This is a genomic window from Sphingomonas sp. (assembly GCF_026460985.1).
GTDB lineage: Bacteria > Pseudomonadota > Alphaproteobacteria > Sphingomonadales > Sphingomonadaceae > Sphingomonas.
The window spans coordinates 48,727-73,327 of the sequence record NZ_JAPKNM010000094.1 but is presented as its reverse complement, the minus strand read 5'-3'; the positions used below and the strand labels follow the sequence as shown (position 1 = coordinate 73,327).

The window sequence follows — 24,601 nt, the reverse complement described above, 5'->3', positions numbered from 1 at the left end:
CGCCTATCGAGCGCGCAACCTGCCGGCACCGCCGGCCCCTTCAACACAGGATCGAGCTTCCCATGGGTTTCCGCTGCGGCATTGTCGGGCTTCCGAACGTTGGCAAGTCCACGCTCTTCAATGCGCTGACCGAGACCGCCGCGGCGCAGGCGGCCAACTATCCCTTCTGCACGATCGAGCCCAATGTCGGGAACGTCGCGGTGCCCGATCCGCGGCTCACCAAGCTCGCCGAGATCGCCGGATCGGCCAAGATCATCGAGACCCAGCTCGGCTTCGTCGACATCGCCGGTCTCGTCCGCGGCGCGAGCAAGGGCGAGGGCCTGGGCAACCAGTTCCTCGGCAACATCCGCGAGGTGGACGCGATCGTCCACGTGCTGCGCTGCTTCGAGAATGACGACATCCAGCATGTCGACAACAAGGTCGATCCGATCGCCGATGCCGAGACCGTGGAAACGGAGCTGATGCTGGCCGATCTCGAGAGCCTCGAGAAGCGCGTGCCCAACTATATCAAGAAGGGCCAGCAGGGCGACAAGGAGGCGAAGATCGCCGCTTCGGTGCTCGGCCAGGCGCTCGAATTGCTGCGCGACGGCAAGCCGGCGCGGCTGACCCAACCGAAGGACGCCGAGGAGGCCAAGGTCTTCGCCCAGGCGCAGCTGCTGACCGGCAAGCCCGTCCTCTATGTCTGCAACGTCAACGAGGAGGACGCCGCCAACGGCAACGCGCTCTCCGCCAAGGTTTTCGAGAAGGCCAAGGCCGAAGGCGCCGAGGCCGTCGTCGTCTCCGCAGCGATCGAGGCCGAGATCGCGACGATGGCACCCGAGGAGCGCGGCGAGTTCCTCTCCGAGCTGGGACTCGAGGAGACCGGCCTCGCCCGCGTCATCCGCGCCGGCTACAAGCTGCTCCACCTCCTCACCTTCTTCACCGTCGGCCCTAAGGAAGCGCGCGCCTGGACCGTCGAGGTGGGTGCCAAGGCACCGCAGGCCGCAGGCGAGATCCACACCGATTTCGAGCGCGGCTTCATCCGCGCCGAGACGATCGCCTTTGACGACTATGTCCAGTTCAAGGGCGAGACCGGCGCGCGCGACAACGGCAAGCTGCGCTCCGAAGGCAAGGAATATGTCGTCCAGGACGGCGACGTGATGCTGTTCCGCTTCAACGTCTAGGCCGTATCGACATTACAGCCCTAATTGGAGCGTAGCGGAGCTTTGCCGATCTTATCCTCCCCCGCCGGGGGGAGGTGTCAGCCGCAGGCTGACGGAGGGGGAGGACGGCGACTCACTATCGACGTGCTTCCGCCCCCTCCGTCGCCTTCGGCGCCACCTCCCCCTGGCGGGGGAGGATGAGAAGGCTGAATGTCGATACGACCTGGAACAGGGACGCCCGGAACCCTCTACAATATAGATGGCTGGCGCCCGGGGGCGCAGTGCGTCGTCGTGCGCGCTGTTTTCCCGCGAGCCGGCCTTGGGGGTACCAAATCCGACCTCTGACGTTGTGACACGTTAGCGTCGTCGACACTGCCGGGCTGATCATGATGTGAAGCGCACAAAGACTCTCCAGCCGGTATTTCGCTACCCTCTTCGGGTTGCGACGCGCGCGCCTGCGAGATGGATAGCGCTTCTTCTCCCGATAGCGACGCTGCTCGTCTGCGCGGCGATCTGGGCCGCGGCGATCCACATTACCCAGGTGCATCGCGGGAACCTGGTATCGGCCGCGGTCCGGGAAAACCGCAACCGCGTGATCGCCTATGATCACTTCGTCGGCGGCCTGCTCGATCGGGCCGACGCCGCAGCGCGGCACCTGGCCCGGAGCCATGGCGAGATCCCGCCCATGGAAGCCGGCGCCCCCCGATCGCTGGCCGATTCCGCCGCCATGGACCCGGCATTCGCCCGCATCGACATCGCCGATGCCGAAGGACGGGTCCTATGGTCGAGCGTCGGATCCGGGGCGCGAAGCATTGCGGACGAGCTCGCTTTCCGCCGGCTCCGCGCGAGCCCGGCACGCGAGCCGATCATCGCCGATCCCGCTCCGGATGCCTTGTCCAAGGTCCCCGCCATCGGCTTCGCCCGGGCGATCAGGCGGGCGGACGGCGGGTTCGGCGGCGCGGTCGTCATCAAGGTCCCGGTCGACCGGCTGACCCATTTCTACGAGGGCGCCGATTTCCGTCCGCACGACCTGATCTCGGTCATTCGCCTCGACGGGCTGACTCTCGCGCGGCGGGAGGGAGCGGTGGTGAGCTACGGCCAGGACCTCGCCGGGAAGCTCGTCATGCAACGCCAGATGGCCGACCCCGACGGCACCTATATCGGCCCCAGTTCGATCGACGGAATCACCCGCATCTTCAGCCACAGGCGCCTTCCCCGATACGACCTGTTCGTGAGCGTCGGCCTGGGCACCGACGACGTTCTCGCCCTCTCGCATGCGCGGGCGCGCGTCTTCTATTTCACGGTGGGCGCGCTAACCCTGGCATTGCTCGTCGGTGCCATCGCCTTCTGGTTCGGGCTGCGCCGCAGGGAGGCGATCATCCGCCATCTCGCGGCGACCAACGAGCGGCTCTGCGAGGCGCAGGCCATCGGCAAGATGGGCGACTGGGAGTTCGACCTCACGACGAAGCTCCTCGCCTGCTCCGACCAGATCTGCCGGATGCACGGCCGCGCGCCCCACGAGGACGTTCTGACCGCAGACGAAGCGCTGGCATATCATGCCCCTGCGGGCAGGAAGCAACTGCTGCGGGCGCTGCGGAAGGCCATCGCTTCGAAGCAGCCGCAGCAATGCGAAGTCGCTGCCACGATGGGCGACGGCCGCGTGGCGCAGTTGCGCATCCGGATGTCGCCCGTGGTCGATCCCGACGGTTGCGTGCGGACGGTGTTGGGTACTGAACAGGACGTCACCACCGAGCGCCGACACGAACAGCTGCGCGCCGAAGTGGCGCACATCGCACGCGTCGAGGCCGTGAACGTGATGGCGGCAACGATCGCGCACGAACTCTCCCAGCCCCTCACCGCTGCGGGCAATTATCTGAGCGCGGCGAGCAATCTCGCCGAACAGACGCAATTGTCCCTGCTCGACCAGGAGCGGCTGGCCGTGCTCCTTGGCCAGGCCAACCGGCAGATCGGACTTGCCGGCAAGATCATGGCCCGCGCGCGCGACATGGTATCCGACAGGGAATCGAGCGAGGTGGCGTCGCTCGAGGACATCGTGGAGGAAGCGATCGCGCTGAGCAAGGTCGCCGACCCCGCCGTCGCGCGCGCGGCGATCACCATCCAGCTCCAGCCCGACACCGGGCATGTCGCGGCGGACAAGGTCCAGATTCAGCAGGTATTGCTCAACCTCATCCGGAACGCCGCGCAGGCGCTCGTGGAGGTGAAGGACCCGAGGATCGTCGTGTCCAGCCGCCGCGAGCAGGCGGGCATGGTGCGGGTCACGGTCGCCGACAACGGCAACGGGCTTCCCGCCGACACGGACGACATCTTCGCGCCCTTTGCCGCAACCACGCGCAACGGGCTCGGTATCGGCCTGTCGATCTGCCGAACGATCGTCGATTCCTATGGCGGCCGCATCTGGAGCGACATCAGTCCGCTGGGCGGTGCCGCGATCTGCTTCACCTTGCCGCTCGACGAGTTGGCATTGCTCTACGACGTCGCCTGAGCGAGTCCTCGAGCCCAACGCGGAAGAATCGGGGATAATCCCGAGGAAAGCGTGGGCCTCCCCTCCCCTTCGGTTTCCGGATTTCAGGCAGCCGCGGCATGCTGACCACGATTAGGTGAGATCAGGGTAAATATGGATGCCGAGATCGCGAATCACGTGATACGCATCATTCCTACATAATACCGACTCAGGAAAGGTCACAGGCACGCAGTCTTGAGTGTTGCCCAAATGCATTCGAACTTCTTCGCCTGCAATCATGCAGACTATATTTAATGCCCGTGACGTTGATTGAGTATTTATTCGCCGACGATCCGCCTGTCATTATTGGCGGCGCCGGCGATTGATCTGGAACTAGTTGGAATGATGACAGATCCGCGCACGATCCCGGCATTGGCTGGCTCGACGCGGGAGTGATGCGCGCGACGTCCGACGATCCTCGCGAACTTCGCCCAAGGAGACCTTGTCATGCGAACCAATGTCATCCTGCTCGCTCTCGCTCCCTTATTGGCGAGCCCGTCCGCGGAGGCACAGCGCATGCTCTGGGATCGGGTGGGTTCGGTGGAGGTCCGCGTGGGCTCGACACGGGAAACCATCTGGGTACCGGGCCGGCAGCGCTATCGCGAAGTCCGGCTGTGCGTGGCGCGCCGGGCTCTGCGCATCAACTCCTTCACGATCGATTTCCCCATGCGGCAAGGCCGCTGGCCGCATGAGCAGTCCGTGCCTCTGAACCGGACGGTGTCGCCCGGGCAGTGCACGCGCGCGACCTGGATCAGAGGCGGGCCGCGCGACATCCGGCGCGTGGAGCTTCGCCTCGCACGGTCGAATGCGGGTCCCCGTGCGACCGTCCGGTTGGAAGCGCGCTGAGCGGGTCAGCGGAAGGAGTTCTCGAATGCGCAATTGCGGAATGCTCGCAGTGGCGGCGGGAGCAGCACTGACCTTGGCCGGCCCGGCCCCGGCGCAGGTGCGGGGTGAAGTCACTTTGTTCAGTCAGCCCAATCAGCGCGGCCAGACGTTCGTCGTCCGCGGCTCCCGGAACACCCTCGTCATTCCCTGGGCGGTCCGAAGCGTGCGCGTGGCGCGCGGCGAGGCCTGGGACCTGTGTACGCGGACCAACCATCGCGACCCTTGCCATCGTGTCGCCCAAGACATGGCGAACGTGAACTGGCGGATCGCCTCCGTGCGCCCCTCGCAGGTGGTGACCCTTCCGGAGCCCCCCTCGTTCGCCGGCAGCGCAGGGCCTTCGCTGCGGGGCATGAGCGCCGAGTTCTTCACCACGCCCATGACGACCGGCGGGCGCATGCCTTCCTGCGCATCGGGCGCGGCGGCCTGTACGCGGCAGAGCGCCGACCGTTTCTGCCGCAGCCATGGCTGGACCGCGGCGAGCTATCACCGGCAGGAAACGGTGCGCGGCACCAACTTCCTTGCCGACGTGCTCTGCACCAGGACGGGAGGCTGACGATGCGCCGATTCCACTTCGCGCCACCCGCGATCCTCGCGCCGCTGCTGGCCGCCGCCTGCACCACCCTGCCGCAACCCGCCGGAGGCCCGCCGCTCCTGGGCACCGAATGGCGGCTGGTTGCCTTCGAATCCTCCAAGGACGCCATCGGTACGATCCGCCCCCGCGAGGATGAAGTCTACACCCTGCGGCTCGCTCCCGACGGAAGCGCCGCGATGCAATTGTCGTGCAACCGCGGCTTCGGCAGCTGGACCTCTCTCGACGCCAAGGCGGAGCGCGGCAGTCTCCAGATCAAGGCGGCGGGAGTCACCATGGCGGCCTGCCCTCCCGGCGCGATCGCGCGCCTGCCTGCCGATTTCGAGCACATCCGGAGCTTCGTGATCGCGGACGGACGCCTTCATCTCAACCTGATGCTGGACGGAGGCAATTATGTTTGGGAGCCGAAGCGATAGCGTCGGCGGGCTCCGTCGCGCGTGGATGCTCGTGCCGCTCGCGGGCGCGCTGCTGGTCGGCGGCTGCATGGGCGGACCGGGCGAGCGGCGGGCGCGCTACAGCTGCGACGGCGGGAGGCAGGTCTCGGTGATCTTCTCCGGCGGCGTGGCGCGCGTCTTCGACGGTGGGGGGCCACCGATCGTCCTCGACAGCAGGCGCGCCCGCAACGGCTTCTGGTACGAATCGGCCACCCACTCGATCCGCGGCAGCGGGCGCACGATGACCTACACGATCGGCCGGATGACGCCGCTGCGGTGCCGCAAGATCTCGGGGCGCTGGTAGCGCCATGTCTCCAGCCCGCCACCAACCGCGATAGGAGCCGCCCTTGACCGACAGCAGCCCCGCCCAGAAGGTTTCGCTCTTCACGCTGTCGGCGCTCGTCATCGGCTCGATGATCGGCGCGGGCATCTTCTCGCTGCCGCGCACCTTCGGTCTCTCGACCGGCCCCTTCGGCGCGATGATCGCCTGGTGCATCGCCGCGGGCGGCATGTTCACGCTCGCGCGCGTGTTCCAGGTCTTGGCCGAGCGGAAGCCCGATCTCGACGCGGGCGTCTATGCCTATGCCAAGGAAGGCTTCGGCCATTATGCCGGCTTCCTGTCGGCGTTCGGCTATTGGATCGGCTCGTGCATCGGCAACGTCTCCTATTGGGTGCTGATCAAGTCGACGCTCGGCGCCTTCTTCCCGGTCTTCGGCGACGGCAACACGGTGGTCGCGATCGTCGTCGCGTCGATCGGCATCTGGCTGTTCCACTTCACCATCCTGAGAGGGGTGCAGCAGGCGACCTTCATCAACACCGTCGTCACGATCGCCAAGGTCGTGCCGATCCTCGTCTTTATCCTGATCCTGATCTTCGCGTTCAAGACCGACCTGTTCGCCGCCAACTTCTGGGGTGGGCAGACCATGCCGCGGACCAGCCTGTTCGAGCAGGTCCGCGGCACGATGCTGGTCACGGTCTTCGTCTTCCTCGGCATCGAGGGGGCGAGCGTCTATTCGCGCTATGCGAAGAAGCGCAGCGATGTCGGGCGTGCGACGCTGATCGGCTTCGCCACCGTCACCACGCTGATGGTGCTGGTCACTTTGCTTCCCTACGCCTCCCTCGATCGCGCCGACATCGCCGGCATGCGCCAACCCTCGATGGGCGCGGTGCTCGAAGCGGTCGTCGGCCCCTGGGGTGGGGTGTTCGTGGCCATCGGGCTGATCGTGTCGGTGCTCGGCGCCTATCTCGCCTGGTCGCTGATCTGCGCCGAAGTGCTCTCGGCGGCGGCGCGGACGCGCGATATGCCGGCGCTCTTCGCGCGCGAGAACGCCAACCGGGTGCCCGCCGCCGCGCTCTGGGCGACCAATATCGTGACTCAATTGTTCGTGATCAGCACCTACTGGTCGAGCGACGCCTTCGCGCTGATGCTCAACCTGACGAGCTCGATGGCGCTGATCCCGTTCCTGCTCGTGGCGCTCTACGGCGTGAAGCTCGTGCGCAACGGCCAGACCTATGAGGTGCGACCGGAGGAGCGCCGCCGCGACTTGATCCTCGCGGTCATCGCCGCCGCCTATACGTTGTTCCTCGTCATCGCAGGCGGCGTGGCGTTCCTGCTGCTTTCCGCCGTGCTCTACGGCCCCGGCACCGCGCTCTATTTCTGGGCACGGCGCGAGAGGGGCGAACCCGTCTTCAAACCGGTTGAATGGGCGATCTTCGCCGTCGTCATTCTGGCTGCCCTGCTCGGCATCTACCAGCTGGCGACGGGGTATATCGACATCTGACCGATGCCAGGCCCGGGAGAATAGACGATGACTCACGCTTTCGGCGTTCATTCGGAGGTCGGCCAGCTTCGCAAGGTGATGGTGTGCGAGCCCGGCCTCGCACATTCGCGGCTGACCCCCAGCAATTGCGACGCATTGCTGTTCGACGACGTGCTCTGGGTCGACGTGGCCAAGCGCGACCATGCCGATTTCGTGCTGAAGATGCGCGCGCGCGGCATCGAGGTCGTCGAAATGCACCATCTCCTCGCCGAGACGCTGGCAATCCCCGATGCAAAGGCGTGGATCCTCGACAACGAGATCGTCCCTAACGAGATCGGCCTCGATCTGGTCGACGAACTTCGTTCGTTTCTCGACGGCCTCGCCCCGCGCGAACTCGCCGAGCTCCTGATCGGCGGGCTCTCGACCGAGGAGTTCCCGCAGGAGCTGGGCGGCGAGCTCCTCAAGCTGGTGCGCGAGGCGGCCGGTGCCTCGGAGTATCTGCTGCCGCCGCTGCCCAACACCTTGTACACCCGCGACACGAGCTGCTGGATCTATGGCGGTGTGACGCTCAATCCGCTGTTCTGGCCCGCCCGGCACGAGGAGACGATACTCGCGGCGGCGATCTACCGCTTCCATCCCGATTTCGCGGGCAAGGTCGAGGTCTGGTGGGGCGACCCGCTCGTCGACCACGGGATGGCGACGCTCGAGGGCGGCGACGTCATGCCGATCGGCAAGGGCAATGTCCTGATCGGGATGAGCGAGCGCAGCTCGCGCCAGGCGATCAGCCAGCTCGCGGTCACCCTGTTCGAACGCGGCGTAGCGGAGCGGGTGATCGTCGCGGCGATGCCCAAGCTGCGCGCGGCGATGCACCTCGACACGGTCTTCACCTTCGCCGACCGCGACTGCGTCCTGCTCTACCCGGACATCGTCAACAACATCCAGTGCTTCTCCTACCGGCCGGGAAGCCGGCCGGGCACGGTCGATTTCCGCAAGGATCCGGGATCGCTGGTCGAGACCGTGTCAGGGGCGCTCGGGGTCGACCGGATGCGCGTGGTCGAGACCGGCGGCAACGCCTATCAGCGCGAGCGTACCCAATGGGACAGCGGTGCCAATCTGGTCTGCGCCTCCCCCGGTGTGGTCTTCGCCTATGACCGCAACACCTACACCAACACCCTGCTGCGCAAGGCGGGCATCGAAGTGATCACCATCGCGGGCGCCGAGCTCGGCCGCGGGCGCGGCGGCGGGCATTGCATGACCTGCCCGATCATCCGCGACGCGCTGGAGGACTGAGGATGAGCGACACGATTTCGTCCCCCACCGCGGACCCGGTTCCCAGGCGATCCTTCTGGCGGCGAACGGGATCGGCGCTGCTCGGCCTCGCCTTCATCGTCTGCGGCGCCTTCGCGATCCTCGTCCCCATGCTCTCGACGCTGGCGATGACCTTCACCGTCGGCATCGCCCTGGTCGCCGCGGGCATCGCCCAGATCGGCCAGGCCTTCTCGCGATCCTGGGGCGGCCTGTTCCTCCACGTGCTGCTCGGCCTGCTCTATATCGGCGCGGGCATCATCTTCTTCCGCAGTCCCTTGAGCGGCGCGCTGGTGCTGACCGCGATGCTCGCCTGGCTGCTGATCGTCCAGGGGATCGGCGAGATCGTGATGGCCTTCACGATCAAGCGCCGCACGGGCTGGCTGTGGCTCGTCGTCTCGGGAGTCCTCTCCACCCTGTTGGGGTTCTGGCTGCTGTTCTGGTCCCCCAGCGCCGGCCTCTTCGTACCGGGCATCGTCCTCGGCATGGCATTGCTCGTCGAGGGCTGCGCGTTCCTCGTCATCGGCACGCGCGCCGGACCGCAGGAGCCCCCGGGCCCGGCGACCGCCGCAAGCGCGACGTGATAGGAGAAGGAGCATGGCCATGTCCTCCGAAGCCGCCTCGCAGGTGCTGCGGGAGGCGGTCCGCCAGACGGTCTCGCGCTATTCGATCTGGTTCAAGATCCAGAGCGTGCTGATGGTCGCGAGCGGCGTGCTGGCGCTCGCTTTCCCGGTCACGTCGTCGATGGCGCTGGTCAACTTTCTCGGCTGGCTGCTCATCGTGACCGGGCTCATCCAGGCGCTGGGCCTGATCGGAGCCGGATCGGTGCCGCAATTCTGGCTCCAACTGGTGTCGGTGAGCCTGTTCCTGATCGTCGGCGCAATGTTCGTGCGCAACTCCAGCGGCGGCCTTCTGGCGATCTCGATGCTGGTCGTCGTGCTGCTCATGATCGAGGGCGTCTCGAAGATCAGCCTCGCGCTGACGATACGGCCCTTCCCCAATTGGGCATGGCTGGCGCTCGGCGGCGCGGTGAGTGTCGCGCTCTCCTTCTACCTCGCCTATCGGCTCCCCGCCGCCTCGGCCTGGCTGCTCGGCGCGCTGCTGGGCCTGGGGCTGATCACCGAGGGGCTCGCGCTCGGCTATCTGAGCTGGAGGGTGCGCAAGCCCGTGCCCGCCTGACGCCGAGCCGCTTTCACGGACGCAGCGTGGTGCGCCCGGCCGCATTGGCGTCGACCGCGGCGCGGCTGAACAGCATCGGCCGCATCTCGCCCGCGACCCACGAGGCATATTGATCGCCATAGTGCCGCGAGCGCGGATCGTTCGACTGGCCGGGCAGGTTGAGCATCAGCGAATTGTCCCACGCGCCGACATCGATGACCTGCAGGTAGCTCGCTCCGCCGCCGACGCGCCAACCGGGGCCGCTGCCCAGCCAGCGCGCCATCACCGTGTACGAATCCCCGCCCGAACCCGCACCCTCGATCGCGGGAAAGGCGGCGGCGATCGCCGGGATGCGCGACAGAGGGTGCTGGATCCGCACCTGATGGAGCGTCGACCAGCGCCATCGTGCCGGGTCGGGCCCGAGCAGCGACCGCGCCGACGCCCAGGCCGAGACGAGCGCCGCATCGAGCATCGCATCGCGCGCCGCCTGCGGGTCGGCGCCGAGCCGGCCGTCGGGCCGTACCAGCAGGCCGAGCAGCACCGACGGCGCGATGTCGGTCACCAGCGCCTTCGCGCGCTCCGGAACGATCGCCGCGAGCATCCGGCTGCCGAGATCGCGCCAGAGGATCTGGTATAGCGCCGCTGCGCCGCTGTTCGCATCGATCCGCGCATCCCATCCACGCAACATGTCCGCGGCGGGCCTGGCGGCAGCCGAAGGGCCGTCGGGCAACAGTGCGAGCAATTCCCGCGCGGGCGTCGAAAGCGTGTCGTGGTGGAGCGCGACGCTGTCCGCCAGCGTATGCCGGTCCTGCCGCGAGAGGACATCGACGATACGCTCGTAGCGATAGGGATCGCGGAACGAGAAGGCCGGGATCCGGTCGCGCGGCCAATCGGCGGGCAGATTGTTCTGGTTGGCCGAGGCGAACCAGCCCTTGGCGGGGTTGTACTCGCTCGGCAGCGACGCGAAGTCGCGCATGCCGGTCCAGTCGTAGCGCCCGTCGCCCGGCACCGGCAGCAGGCCCTCGCCGCGCTTGCGCACCGGCATGAATCCGATCACCTGCCAGCCGGTATTCCCGTCGACATCGGCATAATGGAAGTTGGTGGGCGAAGGATGGAAACGGAACGCCTTGCGCAGGCTCTTCCAGTCCTTCGCGAGGTTGATCGCGATCATCGCGAAGGCGCCGCTGGCGCCGGGCTGCATCGCGATCGCGGCGACGGCGGTCGCGCGCCGCCGCGCCGGATCGTGCGAGACGACCGGCCCCTGCTCGGCATAGCGCAGGGTCACGTTCCGCGCCGCGCCGCCCTTCACGGGGATCGCGACCTCGACCCGGTCGAACCGCTTCCAGCCGCCATCGTGCCGATAGCGCTCGGGATCCTCCGGGTGGAGCTCGAGGACGAACAGGTCGAGCTGGTCGATATGGAAATTGGTGCGGCCGAAAGCGAAGCGATCGGTGTGGCCCTGCATGATCCCGGGCAGCCCGGGCGAGCCGCCGCCGATCACATCGAGCCCCGGCGCGCTCAGATGCACGACGTGGCGCGGGCCGAAGCCGCCGATGCCGAGATGCGGATCATTGGCGAGGATCGGGCGCCCGGTGACGGTGCGCGAAGGCGCGACCGTCCAGGCGTTGCTGCCCGCATTGGCGCGCTCCGCCGGCCCGGCGGCGGGATCGGCGACCGGCGTCTCGGCGCTGAACGGCAGCCCGCCGAGCTGGAGCATCCCCAGATCCGCCTCGGACACCGCCGCGACGTCGAGCCCCTCGGGCACTTTCATCGTCCAGCTCGGCCGCAGCGGCGCGATGATCGCGTCGAGATCGAGCAGGCCCAAAGCGGCGAGCTGCGCGCGCCGCACCTCGTCATCGGCATTGTCGATCGACGCGCCGCGCGCGAGCACCAGATCGCGCACGTCCCAGCGGAGCGGCGCGATGCCGAGGATCGCATATTCGAGCGGGAGCAGCGACCGGTCGGCGGCGACCTCGTCGATGCGCGCATTGATCCCGGCGACATAGGCGCGCGCGCAATCGAGCATTTCGTCGGGCACGCGCCGCAGCTCGGCGTCGATGTCGCCGCGATAGTGGAACAGCCGCGCGGTGGCGTCGTGCCGCGCGAAACCGGCGCCGAACGCCTCGGCGAGCCGGCCGAGCTCGCGGCGGTGCGAGAGGTCGATCTGGAACAGCCGGTCGCGTGCGACGACATAGCCCTGGCCGAAAAAGGCGTCGGCTATGGTGCGCGCGCGGATATGCGGCACGCCGAACACGTCGTCGACGATCTCGATCGGCGCACCCGGCCCGCGGACCGTCGCCGAGCGCGCGACGGCCGCCTGCGCCCGGACCGCCGGCGCCAGTGCGAGCGTCGCCACCGAACCGAGCAGGAACGAACGACGGTCGAGCATCGGCAAAACTTCCTGCTGTTGCGGTTCGCCCCAAGGCTAGGGTCCGTACTACCGCCCAGTCGCATGGCAAGCGCTTCCCCGCCCATAGAGCGAGGTTATGGCCGGGAGCCATAGTCTGCGGCTATGGCCCGGGTAAGCCATAGAACCTGTCGCCGCCTTGACGCTCCGTTCGGGCACGGCGCACCTTTGCCGCCTGCACTGTCCCATGCGGCCCGAACGAGGCGGCAGCGAGCGTGCGGAGCGTTGCCGCGGGAGGCATTCGCGCAGGCCGGCTCCGCCGGTCCTGAGATCAATGAAAAGGGGTCGATGATGAGGAATCCGCGCCGGCAATCCAGCCTTTCGAGCTTCTCCAGCCTGGCGGCGATCGCGCTCGCCACTGCCTTGGCCGCGCCAGCGGCGGCGCAGACGGCACCGTCGGCTGCGGGGTCCGAACAGGGGACGCCGGCACAGACGGAGACGGGCGGCGAGGAAGTGGTCGTCACCGGTACCCGCGTCATTCGCGACGGCTTCAAGGCGCCGACGCCGCTGACCGTTCTTACCAGGGAGGATATCGAAAACACCTCGCCGACCAACAATATCGCCGATTTCGTCAACCAGATGCCGCAGCTCGCCGGTTCGACCAAGCCGGCAAACTCGCGCCTCAACATCTCGAACGGTTCGGCGGGCATCAACGCGCTCAACATGCGCAACCTCGGCGAAGGCCGCGTGCTGATCCTGGTCGACGGCCGCCGCTCGGTCGGCTCGACCATCTATGGCTGGGTCGATATCAACACCATCCCGCAGGCGCTGGTCGACCGCGTCGAGGTGGTGACCGGCGGCGCATCGTCCGCTTATGGCTCGGACGCGGTTTCCGGCGTGGTCAACTTCGTGCTCAACAAGAAGCTGGAGGGCCTGCGGGCCGAGGGCGACGTCGGCGTCACCTCCGCGGGCGACGGCTTCAACTATTCGGGCAGCATCTCGGGCGGCACGTCGTTCGCCGACGGCCGCGGCCACGTCATCTTCAACGCCGAGATCGCGCACCAGGACGGCATCTTCTCGGTCGATCCGGGCGATCGCCCGTGGAACCACACCGGCTATGTGCAATATTCGGATCCCGCCTGGGTCAGCGGGGTCAGCACCACGCCGCGATGGATCACGACCAGCCGTCCGGTCGGCCAGACGAACCAGGCGCCAGGCGGCTTCATCACCGGCTCGGCGGGCGGCGTCGCGAACAGGCTGCGCGGCCTCTATTTCGGCCAGAACGGCCAGGTGATTCCGTTCCAGTACGGCTCCATCACCTCTCCGGCATTGGGCAGCGGCAGCGCTCCCACCCGGACCGTGGGGGGAGACTGGCAGCTCAATGATTCGGGCCGCCGGATCGGGCTCAACCCCGAGGACGATCGCTGGGGCGTGTTCGGCCGCCTGAGCTTCGAGGTCGCCGACGGCGTCGAGCTCTTCGCCGAAGGATCGTACAACCGGCAGGAAGTGTTCTTCAACGCCGGGCCCAATTTGTCGTCGTTCACGATGAACACCACCGGCTGCACGACCGTGCCGGTTCCGGTCACCTGCAACGCCTATGCGCTCCAGACCCTGGGTGCCGCGCAGCTCGCCGGCGTCACCAGCGTCAGCGTCACCACGACGGCGGCCGACCTGCCGTTCCGCGGCATCAACAACGAACGCAAGGTGCAGCGCTATGTGGTCGGCGCGGAGGGCAATTTCGACGCCTTCGGCCGGGATGCGCGCTGGGACGTCTTCGCGCAGTACAGCCGGTCCGACCTGCACGAGCAGCTTCGCAACATCATGAACAACACCCGCATGGCCAACGCGACCGCATCGGCCTTCGCTCCGGCCGGAAATGCGGGCGGCTATGCCACCGGTTCGATCCAGTGCCTGATCAACGTCGATGCCAGCACGACCAACAACGATCCGAATTGCGTGCCGCTCAATCGTCTGGGCGTCGGCGTCGCCAACCCCGCGGCGATCGATTATGCGCTGGGCGACCCGTATCGCGACCAGGTGATGGAGCAGTTCGTCACCGGCGCCAACCTGTCGTTGACGCCGTTCGCCACCTGGGCGGGCGATGTCAGCATCGCGGTGGGCGGCGAATATCGCGAGGAGAAGATCCGCGGTTCGGTGCCGACCGAGTTCCAGCCGATCGTCACCACCACCGGCACGACCAACCAGTGGTCGGTCGGCAACTATCTGCCCTTCACCGGCAAGTACAACGTCAAGGAAGCCTATCTCGAGACGGTGGTTCCGCTGGGCCTCGGCCTCGAGTTCAACGGCGCGGTGCGCGCCACCGATTATTCGAACGCGGGCTATGTCACCACCTGGAAGCTGGGTGCGACCTGGCAGCCGATCGAGGACATCCGCTTCCGCGTGACGCGCTCGCGCGACATCCGCGCACCCAACCTCAACGAGCTCTATCAGGCGGGTACGGCGAACAGCGATACGGTGGCCAACCCCAATTTCGTCCCTGGCGGCACCGGGACGAGCGGGACCCAGAGGTTCGGCTATTCGGGCCTTGTCACCGGCAATCCCGACCTGAAGCCCGAGGTCGCCAATTCGTGGAACATCGGCGCCGTGCTCTCGCCGCGTTTCCTGCCGGGCTTCACTGCCTCGGCCGACTATTTCCGCATCGACTTGTCGGGGGCGATCGACTCGATCAGCGCGCAGGAGATCGTCAATCGCTGTGCCGAGGGCAACCAGAGTTTCTGCGACGCGATCACGGAGGATGCGACCCGCTCGTTGCCGAACTCGCCCTATCTGCTGATCCGCAGCCAACCGTTCAACTTCGTGAGCAGGCTGGTGCGCGGTATCGACTTCGATGCTGCGTACCGCGTCCCGCTCGGCAGCGAGGACAGCTTCACGATCAAGGGCACCGCAACGCGCTATATCGAGAACATCGTCAACACCGGCATTCCGGGCACCAGGCCGGTCAACACCGTCGGCGTGAACGGCGGCCAGGCAAGCACGCCGACCTGGATCTTCCGCGGCAGCGCGACCTACGCTACCCCGAACTTCTCGGCCACGGTCACGGGCCGTGGTGTGAGTGCAGGTCGATATGATGCCAACGGCGTCGAGTGCCAGACCGGATGCCCGGTCACCACCACGAGCTCGCAGACTCAGACGTATGACGACAACAATGTCTCGGGGCTGTTCTACGTCGACCTGAACCTCTCGCAGAAGATCGTCATGAGCGGTTCCGAAGCGCAGATGTTCTTCAACGTGACGAACCTGTTCAACCGCTGGCCGTTGCTGCTGCCGGAGACCGGCCTGGCGGCGAACAGCACCTATTCGGACCTGCTCGGCCGGCAATTCCGCGTCGGCATCCGCTTCAATCTGCGCTGACCGCGCAAGCGACTGGCGGGGCCGCGGAGAATGTTCCGCGGCCCCGGCTTTCCTCTCAGGGGAAATATGCGCGAATCCCGGGGATAGATGCCATTCGTCGGCCTAGGGCATCCGCGTAAATGCGGAGGGGAAGCCCAAGGAGGTCGCCATGAAATCCCCCGCCTGGATTCCCGTTCTCGCCGCGGCCGGCATAGGTCTGGTCGGCGCCTGCACGCCCCAGCCCTCGCCCAACACCTTCTCCCGCGACGAGACGATGCGCGCGGTACCGGTCGAGTTCGGCACGGTCGAAAGCGCCCGCGCCGTCGAGATCCGGCCGGGCCAGACCCGGCTCGGCGCGATCACCGGTGGCGTGCTGGGCGGCATCGGCGGCGCCCATATCGGCCGCAGCACCGCCGCCAACGTCGCCGGCGCGGTGGCCGGGACGGTCGCGGGCGGCGCGATCGGCAGCGCGGTGCAGGGATCGACCCGCACCCAGGGCGTCGAGATCACCGTCCATCTCGATTCCGGCAGCACGATTGCCGTCGTCCAGCCGGGCGACGTCCGCGATTTCCGGCGCGGCGACCGCGTCCGCGTCACCGGCACCGAGGAGAATGTCCGCATCACGCGGTGACGGCGCGTGAACGCCGCGCCTGGACCGACGCGCACCGAAAAGACCGTTTGACCCGCTCGCGACTTGCGCCATGCTGCAGCGCAATCGGCGGGAGACGCGCGTGCGGAAACCTTGGCTGCTCGGCGGACTGGCGTCGCTCGCCGTGATCGTGGCGCTGCTGATCGGCTTCATGGGCTATATCGGCTATTTCGGCGGAGCGGTCTTCATGCCGGTCCCCGCTACCGGCCGGCCGGCGCCGGCCGAACGCGGGCTCGCCGCGGTGCTGCTTTCCGGCGACATGGGCTTCAAGATCGGCATGGGCCCGCAGATCGCGGCACGCCTCGCCGCCGACGGCATCCCGGTGATCGGGGTCAACTCGCTCACCTATTTCCGCACCCGGCGCAGCCCGGCCGAGAACGAGGCGCTGATCGCCGAGGCGACGCGGCGCGCGCTGGCGCTGCCCGGCGCACGGCGGGTCGTGCTCATCGGTCAGTCGTTCGGAGCCGACATGCTCCAGGCGGGGCTGCCCGCGCTGCCCCGGGAACTGCGCGACAAGGTCGCGATGGTCGCGCTGATCGTCCCGCTCGACACGATCGAATATCGCGCCTCGCCCGCCGAACTGTTCAACCTCGCGCCCTCCGATGCGCCGGCGCTTTCCACCGCGCGGCAGCTGGACTGGGTCCCGGTGCTCTGCATCCATGGCGAGGAGGAGACGGACAGTCTCTGCCCGTTGCTCGCCCTGCCGAACGTGCGGCGGGTGGCACTGCCCGGCGGACACCCGATGCGGCGCGATGTCGGCGCAGTGCACGCCGTCCTGAAACAGGCCATCGACGCGGCGCTCGCGCGGTGAGCGGCTTCGCGACCCGGCTGGCGCGCCATCGCACGGGCCTCACGCTCGCGGTCATGCTCCTCGTGCTCGCGCTGGGCCTCGCCGCGCTCCATCACCTGACCCGCGAAATCCATCTGCGCGACCTGCGGCCCGTGCTGGAATCGATCGCGCCGTCGCGGATCGCGCTCTGCCTCGCCTTCACCGCGGCCAGCTACCTGGCGCTGACCTTCTACGACCTGCTGGCGCTCAGGATCATCGGGCGGCCGCTGCCCTGGCGCACCGCCGCGCTCGCCTCGTTCACCAGCTACACGCTCAGCCACAATCTCGGCCTGGGCTGGCTGACCGGAGGCTCGGCCCGCTATCGCGTCTACACCGCCGCCGGGCTCGACGGCTCCGACGTGGCGCGAGTCATCGCTATCGCATCGGCGACCTTCTGGATGGGCGTCTTCCTCGTCGCCGGCCTCGCCTTGCTGCTCCACCAGGGCCCGGTCGCGATCGCCGGCCTGTCGGTGGCGCATCCCCTGGCCCAGGCGCTCGGCGCCGCGATCCTCGCGCTCGGCGCCGGCTTCGTGCTCCTCTGCGCCCGCGGACCGCGGACGCTGCGCCTGTTCGGCTGGACGCTCCCGCTGCCCAGCGCGCCCCAGGCGCTCGCGCAATATGGCGTCGCGGCGCTGGACCTCGCCGCCGCCAGCGCGGCCCTGTTCGTGCTCGTGCCCGGCGCCGATCCGGCGATGCTCCCCGCCTTCGTCCTCGCCTACGCACTCGCCCTGGTCGTCGCCCTGCTGAGCCATGTGCCGGGCGGCGTGGGCGTGTTCGAGGCGGTGCTGATCGCCGCGCTGCCCGGCGACAAGACCAGCCTGTTCGCGGCGCTGATCGTCTATCGTTTGCTCTATTACCTGCTGCCGCTGGGGCTGGGCGTCCTCCTGCTCCTCGCGAGCGAAGGTCGGCATTGGCGCGCGCCCGCCGCCCGCGCCATGACCGGCGCTCGCGCGCTCGTCTCCGGCGTCGCGCCGCTGGCCCTGGCCGCGGCGAGCGTCGCGGGCGGCGCCGTCCTGCTCCTCTCGGGCTCGCTTCCCGCCGTGCCCACGCGGCTCCACGCGCTGCACGCCTTCGTGCCGCTGCCGTTCATCGAAGCCTCGCACATCGTCGCGAGCCTGGCCGGCACCGGCCTCGTGCTGCTCGCCCCCGGACTCTACCGCCGCCTCGACGGCGCCTTCGTGGCGGCGCGCGCGCTGCTGCTCGCCGGTGCCCTGTTCTCGCTGGCCAAGGGCATCGACTATGAGGAGGCGCTGGTCTGCCTCGGCATCGCGGCACTGCTGCAATGGACCCGCCCGGCCTTTTACCGCCGCACCGCGCTCACCGCCCAGCCGCTGTCGATCGCCTGGATCGCGGCGGTCGGCGCGATGCTGGCGGTGGCGGTCTGGGTCGGCCTGTTCGCCTACAAGCATGTCGCCTACAAGGACCAGCTCTGGTGGGAGTTCGCGCTGCACGGCAACGCCTCGCGCTTCCTGCGCGCCTCGCTCGCCGCCAGCCTCTTCCTCGCCGCGATCGCGCTCTGGCGGCTCTTCGCGCCCGCGCGCGTCGCCGCGCCGCCCGGGGCGACCGATATCGGCGCGATCCGGCCGCTCCTTTCCTCCGCGCGGCGCGCCGATGCGATGCTCGCGCTGGCGGGGGACAAGCGTTTCCTGGTCTCCGCCTCGGGCGACGCTTTCCTGATGTACCAGGTCAAGGGCGCGAGCTGGATCGTGATGGCCGATCCGGTCGGCCCCCGCGCGGAGTGGGCGGACCTGCTGTGGGAGATCCGCGCGATGGCCGACGCCGCGCAGGGCCGCCTGCTCCTCTACGAGATCAGCATCGACGCGCTCGCGCTCGCGGTCGAGCTCGGCCTCCAGGTGGTGAAATATGGCGAGGAGGCGATCGTCGACCTAGCCGATTTCTCGCTCGACGGGAGCGCGATGCGTTCGCTGCGCCAGGCGGACGCCCGGGCGGAGCGCGAAGGGCTCGCGCTCGAGATCGTTCCCGTCGCCGAGGTGCCGGCGTTGATCCCCGAGCTCGCGCCGATCTCGGCCGCCTGGCTTGCGCGCAAGGGACCGTCGGAGAAGGGCTTCAGCCTCGGCAGGTTCGATTCCGTCTATCTCGCCGAATTCCCTTGCGCGGTGATCCGCCGCGACGGCGAGGCGCTTGCCTTCGCGAACATCTGGGCGACGGCGGACAAAAGCGAGATCTCGATCGACCTGATGCGCCACCGCGACGATACGCCTTCAGGGACGATGGACTTCCTGTTCGTCCGTCTCATGCTCTGGGCCAGGGAGCGGGGCTATGCCCGCTTCTCGCTCGGCCTGGCGCCCTTGTCGGGCATCGCCGCGCGCCCACTCGCCCCCGGCTGGGCCAAGGCGGCGGCGCTGATGTTCAACCATGGCGAGCGCTTCTACGGCTTCCGGGGCCTCAGGGACTATAAGTCCAAATTCCACCCGATCTGGCAGCCGCGCTACATCGCCGGCCCGCACGGACTCGGCATGGTGCTTGCCCTGAACGACCTCAACGCGCTCGTGGGGGCCGGCCCTCCGGCGGCGAGAACGAACGGGTGAGATGATTCCACCCGATCCGGAGATGCTCTAGAAGCGACGACTTCCGCAGGGAGGGGATGCGCGTGGGGCCGGCAATTTCGCGATCGATCATGATGTTCTTCGCCTGCCTGCTGCTCGCCGCGGGCGCGGCGAGCGCACAGCCCGCTCTGCCGAGCCAGTCCCGCGGCGTCCTCATCCTCGATGCCGGCTGGCGCTTCACGCGCGGCGATCCGCCGAATGCCCAGGCACCGGACCTTGACGACAAGGACTGGACCAAGACCACCCTCCCCCACAGCTTCGACGCCGCCGAGGAGGGAGACGGAAATTACTATCGCGGCCCGGCCTGGTATCGCCGCGAGGTCATGGTCGCAGCGCCCCGGCCAGGCCGGAGGCTGTTCCTCCAGTTCGACGGCGCCGCGACCATCGCCGACATCTGGCTCAACGGAAAGCGCGTCGGCCGCCACGAGGGCGGGCACGCCGCCTTCCGCTTCGACATCACCGACGCGCTGGTGCCGGGGCGCAACCTTCTCGCGGTCCGCGTCGACAACGGGGCGACGCGGCGTGTCGCGCCTCTAGGCGGGGACTTCACGATCTTCGGCGGGCTCTATCGCCCGGTCTCGCTGATCGAGACCGACGACCTGCATTTCGACATGATGGATTTCGGCGGGCCCGGAATCTACGCCCGCGCCGATCGCATCGAGGCCGGAAGCGCCGCGATCTCGCTCACCGCGCGCATCTCCAACGCGAGCAACACCCGCCGCCGCGTGCGGGTCTCCAGCCGCGTGCTCGATGCCGAGGGACGCGAGGTGGCGGTCCTGTCCGGCTCGGTGAACGTGCCCGCGAAAGGGACCGAACCGCTCGTCCTGCGGGGCACGATCGCCGCGCCGCGGCTGTGGGACGGCGTGCGCGACCCCTATCTGTACCGCGTCGTCGCGCGCATCGGACCGGCGGGCGACGAAGTGACGGTGCCGCTCGGCATCCGCACCTTCCGCATCGACCCGGCCGACGGTTTCATCCTCAACGGCAAACCCTATCCGCTGCGCGGCGCGAACCTCCAGCTCAACGCGCGGCCGGGGATCGGGACCGCGGTAAGCCGCGCGCAGGTCGCGGAGGACCTGGCGATCCTGCGCGAGATGGGGTCGACCGGGGTGCGCTTCGCCCATTTCCAGCACCCACAGGCGGCCTATGACGAAGCCGATCGGCTCGGCCTCGGCGTCTGGACCGAAGTCGGCGTGGTCGCCGAGATCGAGGACACGCCCGAATTCCGCGCCAATGCCGCGCAGCAGCTACGCGAGCTCATCGCCCAGACCTACAACCATCCCTCGGTGATGGTCTGGGGGCTCGGCAACGAAGTCTATGCCGACGATCCGCGCGTCGCGCGGGTGCTCACGGAGCTCCAGCAGGTGGCGAAACAGGCCGATCCCAGCCGGCCGACCGCCTACGCCCATTGCTGCCAGGCCGACGATCACCCCAAGGCGATGGTCAGCGACGTGATCGGCTTCAACCGCTATTTCGGCTGGTACAAGGACCAGAACGGCCAGACCCTGGGCGGATGGGCGAGCGGCTTCCACGCCGCGCATGGCACCCGCGCCTTCGCGATCAGCGAATATGGCGCGGGGGCGAGCATCGTGCACCAGGCGGACCCACCGGGGCCGGTCGAGCCCGCCTCGGGCTGGCATCCCGAGCAATATCAGACCGACTATCACGAGCGGAACTGGCTCGAGATCGCCGACAAGCCCTACATCTTCGCGAGCTTCGTCTGGGTGGCGTTCGACTTCGCCTCGGCGGGGCGGCACGAAGGCGACCGGCGCGGGATCAACGACAAGGGGCTGGTCACCTATGATCGCCGGACGCGCAAGGACGCCTATTATTGGTACCAGGCCAATTGGTCGGCCGAGCCGATGGTCCACATCACCAGCCGCCGCCTCGACCTTCGCCGCCAGCCCGAGGCCGAGGTGAAGGCCTATACCAACGGCGATTCCGCGACATTGCTCCTGAACGGCGTCGAGGTGGGAACGCTGGCGCCCCGCGACCGGATCGCCAAGTGGAAGGTGAAGCTGCGCGAAGGCGCGAACCGGATCGAGGTTCGCGCCAACGGACGCAGCGACAGCGTCGAATGGCGATACGAGCCGGCGCCGGCCATGATCGCGTCGGATCGCTGACGAGATTATCCTCCTCCGCCAGGGGGAGGTGTCAGCCGCAGGCTGACGGAGGGGGAGGTAAGCGACCAACAAGCCGTCGTGCTTCCTCCCCCTCCGACGCGCTACGCGCGCCACCTCCCCCTGGCGGGGGAGGATATTGGTGGCAGTCCGCCTGGCTTGACCGAACGCCGCAACTCCGCCTAGCTATTACTCATACAATAGAGATACCCATAGGAGAGCGCATGTTCCGCCCCTCGCGCTGGCGTCCGTTGATCAGCGCATTGCTCGGCCTCGGCCTGGCTTCCGCGCTCCTCTCCCAGCCGGCATCGGCACAAGGCGCCGGACGCGAGCGGCTGTCGCTCGACCAGGGCTGGCGCTTCACGAAGGGCGAGCCGGCGGGAAGCGGCGCGGGGCTCGACTATGACGTGCGCCCCACCGTGACCACCAGCGCCGACGGCAAGGCCGCCGATGCCCGCCCGGACGCGGCGGAGCAGGTCTCGACCGCCGGGCGGCAGGTGCTGAAGCCGTGGATATTGCCCAGCGGAAACGCCTTCATCCGCGATCCCGCGCGGCGCCATGTCCGGCCCGCGGGCAATCCGGGCGGCGACCATCCCTATGTCCAGGCCGGGTTCGACGACAGCGGCTGGCAGAAGGTCACGCTGCCGCACGACTGGGCGATCGAAGGCCCCTTCCTCGAAAAGGGTCCCTATGGCGGCATGGGCCGGCTGCAGAGCTGGGGCATCGGCTGGTATCGCCGCAAGCTCGACATCGCGCCGCGCGATGCGGGCAAGTCGATCTTCCTCGATGTGGACGGCGCCATGTCCTACGCCACGGTGTGGGTGAACGGCCGGCTCGTCGGCGGCTGGCCCTATGGCTATAACAGCTGGCGGCTCGACCTGACGCCGTACCTCCGCACCGGCGAGAACCAGCTGGCGATCCGGCTCGACAATCCCCCCGAAAGCGCGCGCTGGTATCCCGGCGGTGGGCTCTATCGCAGCATCTGGCTCACCAAGACCGCCCCGGTGCATGTCGGCCATTGGGGGACGACGGTCACCACGCCCGAAGTGTCGCCTCAGCGCGCCACGGTGCAGGTGGCGCGGACGATCGACAATGACGGCACGTCGCCGGTAACGGTGGACGTCGCCACAGCGATCTATGCGCTCGATGACGAGGGGCGGCGGATCGGCAAGCCGGTCGCCACGATCGCGCACGCGCCGCTCACGGTCCCGGCCAAGGCCAGCGCGAGCGCGACAGGCACGGCGACGGTGGTCAATCCGCGCCTGTGGGGCCCACCCCCGACCCAGGCGCCCCATCGCTATGTCGCCGTCACCACCGTGACGCAGGGCGGCAAGCTGCTCGATCGCGAGGAGACCCCCTTCGGCATCCGCACGATCCGGTTCGATCCCGACAAGGGGCTGATCGTCAACGGCGAGCACGTGCCCTTCCGCGGGGTCAACAACCATCACGATCTCGGCGCGCTCGGCGCCGCGTTCAACGTCCGCGCCGCCGAGCGCCAGCTCGAGATCCTGCGCGACATGGGCACCAACGCGATCCGGATGAGCCACAACCCGCCCGCGCCCGAATTGCTCGAGCTCACCGACCGGATGGGCCTCCTGGTGATCGACGAAGTCTTCGACAGCTGGGAACGCAAGAAGACCCCGCTCGACTTCCACCTGATCTTCCCCGACTGGCACGAGCAGGACCTGCGCGCGATGCTGCGGCGCGACCGCAACCATCCCTCGATCGTGCTGTGGAGCGTCGGCAACGAAGTCGGCGAGCAATATACCGGCGAGGAAGGCGCGGCGGTCGGCCGCAAGCTGGTGCAGATGGTGCGCGAGGAGGATCCCACCCGCCTCACCATGACCGCGATGAACTATGCCAAGGCCGACATGCCGCTGCCTGGCGTGGTCGACACCATTACCCTCAACTATCAGGGCCATGGCATCCGCTCGCGGCCCAGCGAGTATCCGGCCTTCCGCAAGCGCTTCCCGGACAAGGTGATCTTCCACACCGAAAGCGCCTCGGCGCTCTCCAGCCGCGGCGAGTTCCTCTTCCCCGTGCCCGGCACGATCAGCGGCCCGGTCCGTCCCGGCGTCGGGGGCGATCCGAAGAGCAAGCAGGTCAGCGCCTATGAGCTGTTCGCCTCCGATTTCGGCTCCTCGCCGGACCGGGTCTTCGCGCTCGACGACCAGCATCCGTGGAACGGCGGCGAGTTCGTCTGGTCGGGGTTCGATTATCTCGGCGAGCCGACGCCCTATTACGATGCGCGCAGCTCCTATTCGGGGATCATCGACCTGGCGGGCTTCCCCAAGGACCGCTTCTGGCTCTACCAGGCGCGCTGGCGCCCGGACCTCAAGTTCGCGCACATCATTCCACACTGGACCTGGCCGGGGCGCGAGGGCGAAGTCACGCCGGTGCACGTCTTCACCTCGGCCGACGAAGCGGAGCTGTTCGTCAACGGCAAGTCGCAGGGCAAGCGCAAGCGCGCGCCCTACGAATATCGCTTCCGCTGGGACTATGTGACCTATGAGCCGGGCGAGATCCGCGTCGTCACCTGGAAGGACGGCAAGGAATGGGCGACCGCGAGCGTCCGCACCGCCGGCGCGCCGGCGAAGCTCCAGCTCGAGGCGGACCGCACCGCGATCGCGGGCGACGGGCGCGACCTGTCGTTCGTCACCGCGCGCGTGCTCGACAAGGACGGCCGGATCGCCCCGCGCGCGGGCAACCGGCTGCGCTTCACGATAGAGGGCCCGGGCGAAATCGTCGCCACCGACAATGGCGATCCGACCAGCTTCGTCCCCTTCCCTTCGCACGAACGGCAGGCGTTTAACGGGCTGGCGCTGGCGATCGTCCGGGCCAAGCCGGGCGGCGGTAAGATCACCGTGCGGGTCGAAGGCGACGGGTTGGAGCCCGCGCTCGTCGAGCTACGCAGTCTCGCGCGGCGGTGAGGGCAGCCGACCCG

At 68.2% G+C, this 24,601-nt stretch carries 17 protein-coding genes; 16 read left to right on the top strand and 1 reads right to left on the bottom strand.

The window, feature by feature from the left end; all coding sequences use genetic code 11:
* The first annotated feature begins 62 nt into the window (after window positions 1-62).
* From ychF to MT490_RS15310, 10 genes are all read left to right on the top strand, one after another.
* Entirely contained in the window at window positions 63-1,163 is a 1,101-nt protein-coding gene (ychF, locus tag MT490_RS15355; protein WP_297389563.1) for a redox-regulated ATPase YchF, read from the top strand.
* A gap of 520 nt (window positions 1,164-1,683) precedes the next feature.
* Entirely contained in the window at window positions 1,684-3,645 is a 1,962-nt protein-coding gene (locus MT490_RS15350) for an ATP-binding protein (protein ID WP_297389561.1), read from the top strand.
* 465 nt (window positions 3,646-4,110) lie between these two features.
* The gene (locus MT490_RS15345; RefSeq protein ID WP_297389558.1) at window positions 4,111-4,509 is read left to right on the top strand and encodes a hypothetical protein; all 399 of its coding nucleotides are present in this window, start codon (window positions 4,111-4,113) and stop codon (window positions 4,507-4,509) included.
* Window positions 4,510-4,534: 25 nt separating this feature from the next.
* Window positions 4,535-5,101 carry a hypothetical protein gene (locus MT490_RS15340; protein WP_297389555.1) on the top strand — a complete coding sequence of 189 codons (567 nt, stop codon included), beginning with the start codon at window positions 4,535-4,537 and terminating at the stop codon, window positions 5,099-5,101.
* A 2-nt stretch (window positions 5,102-5,103) separates the two neighbouring features.
* On the top strand, window positions 5,104-5,553 hold the full coding sequence (locus MT490_RS15335) for an META domain-containing protein (RefSeq protein WP_297389552.1): 450 nt from the start codon (window positions 5,104-5,106) through the stop codon (window positions 5,551-5,553).
* Window positions 5,554-5,578: 25 nt separating this feature from the next.
* Window positions 5,579-5,875: a hypothetical protein gene (locus MT490_RS15330; RefSeq protein WP_297389549.1), complete on the top strand. Its 297-nt coding sequence runs from the start codon at window positions 5,579-5,581 to the stop codon at window positions 5,873-5,875.
* A gap of 43 nt (window positions 5,876-5,918) precedes the next feature.
* Entirely contained in the window at window positions 5,919-7,352 is a 1,434-nt protein-coding gene (locus MT490_RS15325; RefSeq protein ID WP_297389546.1) for a basic amino acid/polyamine antiporter, read from the top strand.
* A gap of 27 nt (window positions 7,353-7,379) precedes the next feature.
* Window positions 7,380-8,621: an arginine deiminase gene (locus MT490_RS15320; RefSeq protein WP_297389543.1), complete on the top strand. Its 1,242-nt coding sequence runs from the start codon at window positions 7,380-7,382 to the stop codon at window positions 8,619-8,621.
* A 2-nt stretch (window positions 8,622-8,623) separates the two neighbouring features.
* Entirely contained in the window at window positions 8,624-9,220 is a 597-nt protein-coding gene (locus tag MT490_RS15315; protein ID WP_297389540.1) for an HdeD family acid-resistance protein, read from the top strand.
* Window positions 9,221-9,233: 13 nt separating this feature from the next.
* Window positions 9,234-9,815 (top strand): HdeD family acid-resistance protein, encoded by a 582-nt coding sequence (locus MT490_RS15310; RefSeq protein WP_297389537.1) that lies wholly within the window; start codon window positions 9,234-9,236, stop codon window positions 9,813-9,815.
* A 13-nt stretch (window positions 9,816-9,828) separates the two neighbouring features.
* Here the strand turns inward: MT490_RS15310 and MT490_RS15305 are convergent, their stop codons facing one another.
* Entirely contained in the window at window positions 9,829-12,183 is a 2,355-nt protein-coding gene (locus tag MT490_RS15305; RefSeq protein WP_297389534.1) for a penicillin acylase family protein, read from the bottom strand.
* A 309-nt stretch (window positions 12,184-12,492) separates the two neighbouring features.
* Between MT490_RS15305 and MT490_RS15300 the strand changes: the two genes are divergently transcribed.
* The 6 genes from MT490_RS15300 (at window position 12,493) to galB (ending at window position 24,587) form a co-directional block, all read left to right on the top strand.
* Complete coding sequence (locus tag MT490_RS15300; protein ID WP_363321755.1) at window positions 12,493-15,513, top strand: TonB-dependent receptor; 3,021 nt, start codon at window positions 12,493-12,495, stop codon at window positions 15,511-15,513.
* Between the two features lie 148 nt (window positions 15,514-15,661).
* A complete protein-coding gene (locus MT490_RS15295) occupies window positions 15,662-16,123 on the top strand; it encodes a hypothetical protein (protein WP_297389530.1) in 462 nt (153 codons plus the stop codon).
* A 100-nt stretch (window positions 16,124-16,223) separates the two neighbouring features.
* The gene (locus tag MT490_RS15290) at window positions 16,224-16,952 is read left to right on the top strand and encodes an AcvB/VirJ family lysyl-phosphatidylglycerol hydrolase (RefSeq protein ID WP_363321754.1); all 729 of its coding nucleotides are present in this window, start codon (window positions 16,224-16,226) and stop codon (window positions 16,950-16,952) included.
* Complete coding sequence (mprF, locus tag MT490_RS15285; protein ID WP_297389528.1) at window positions 16,949-19,519, top strand: bifunctional lysylphosphatidylglycerol flippase/synthetase MprF; 2,571 nt, start codon at window positions 16,949-16,951, stop codon at window positions 19,517-19,519. The genes MT490_RS15290 and mprF overlap by 4 nt, the downstream gene beginning before the upstream one ends.
* Window positions 19,520-19,581: 62 nt before the next feature.
* Window positions 19,582-21,660 (top strand): glycoside hydrolase family 2 TIM barrel-domain containing protein, encoded by a 2,079-nt coding sequence (locus MT490_RS15280; RefSeq protein ID WP_297389525.1) that lies wholly within the window; start codon window positions 19,582-19,584, stop codon window positions 21,658-21,660.
* Window positions 21,661-21,881: 221 nt separating this feature from the next.
* Window positions 21,882-24,587: a beta-galactosidase GalB gene (gene galB, locus MT490_RS15275; protein ID WP_297389524.1), complete on the top strand. Its 2,706-nt coding sequence runs from the start codon at window positions 21,882-21,884 to the stop codon at window positions 24,585-24,587.
* The last annotated feature ends 14 nt before the right edge of the window (window positions 24,588-24,601 follow it).

Bases quoted from the DNA above. Each gene is read 5' to 3' on its own strand.
- MT490_RS15320 (WP_297389543.1), top strand. From the start codon at position 7,380: ATGACTCACGCTTTCGGCGTTCATTCGGAGGTCGGCCAGCTTCGCAAG.
- MT490_RS15310 (WP_297389537.1), top strand. From the start codon at position 9,234: ATGGCCATGTCCTCCGAAGCCGCCTCGCAGGTGCTGCGGGAGGCGGTC.
- MT490_RS15315 (WP_297389540.1), top strand. From the start codon at position 8,624: ATGAGCGACACGATTTCGTCCCCCACCGCGGACCCGGTTCCCAGGCGA.
- MT490_RS15300 (WP_363321755.1), top strand. From the start codon at position 12,493: ATGAGGAATCCGCGCCGGCAATCCAGCCTTTCGAGCTTCTCCAGCCTG.
- MT490_RS15330 (WP_297389549.1), top strand. From the start codon at position 5,579: ATGCTCGTGCCGCTCGCGGGCGCGCTGCTGGTCGGCGGCTGCATGGGC.
- MT490_RS15335 (WP_297389552.1), top strand. From the start codon at position 5,104: ATGCGCCGATTCCACTTCGCGCCACCCGCGATCCTCGCGCCGCTGCTG.
- MT490_RS15295 (WP_297389530.1), top strand. From the start codon at position 15,662: ATGAAATCCCCCGCCTGGATTCCCGTTCTCGCCGCGGCCGGCATAGGT.
- galB (WP_297389524.1), top strand. From the start codon at position 21,882: ATGTTCCGCCCCTCGCGCTGGCGTCCGTTGATCAGCGCATTGCTCGGC.
- MT490_RS15305 (WP_297389534.1), bottom strand. From the start codon at position 12,183: ATGCTCGACCGTCGTTCGTTCCTGCTCGGTTCGGTGGCGACGCTCGCA.
- MT490_RS15345 (WP_297389558.1), top strand. From the start codon at position 4,111: ATGCGAACCAATGTCATCCTGCTCGCTCTCGCTCCCTTATTGGCGAGC.
- ychF (WP_297389563.1), top strand. From the start codon at position 63: ATGGGTTTCCGCTGCGGCATTGTCGGGCTTCCGAACGTTGGCAAGTCC.
- MT490_RS15340 (WP_297389555.1), top strand. From the start codon at position 4,535: ATGCGCAATTGCGGAATGCTCGCAGTGGCGGCGGGAGCAGCACTGACC.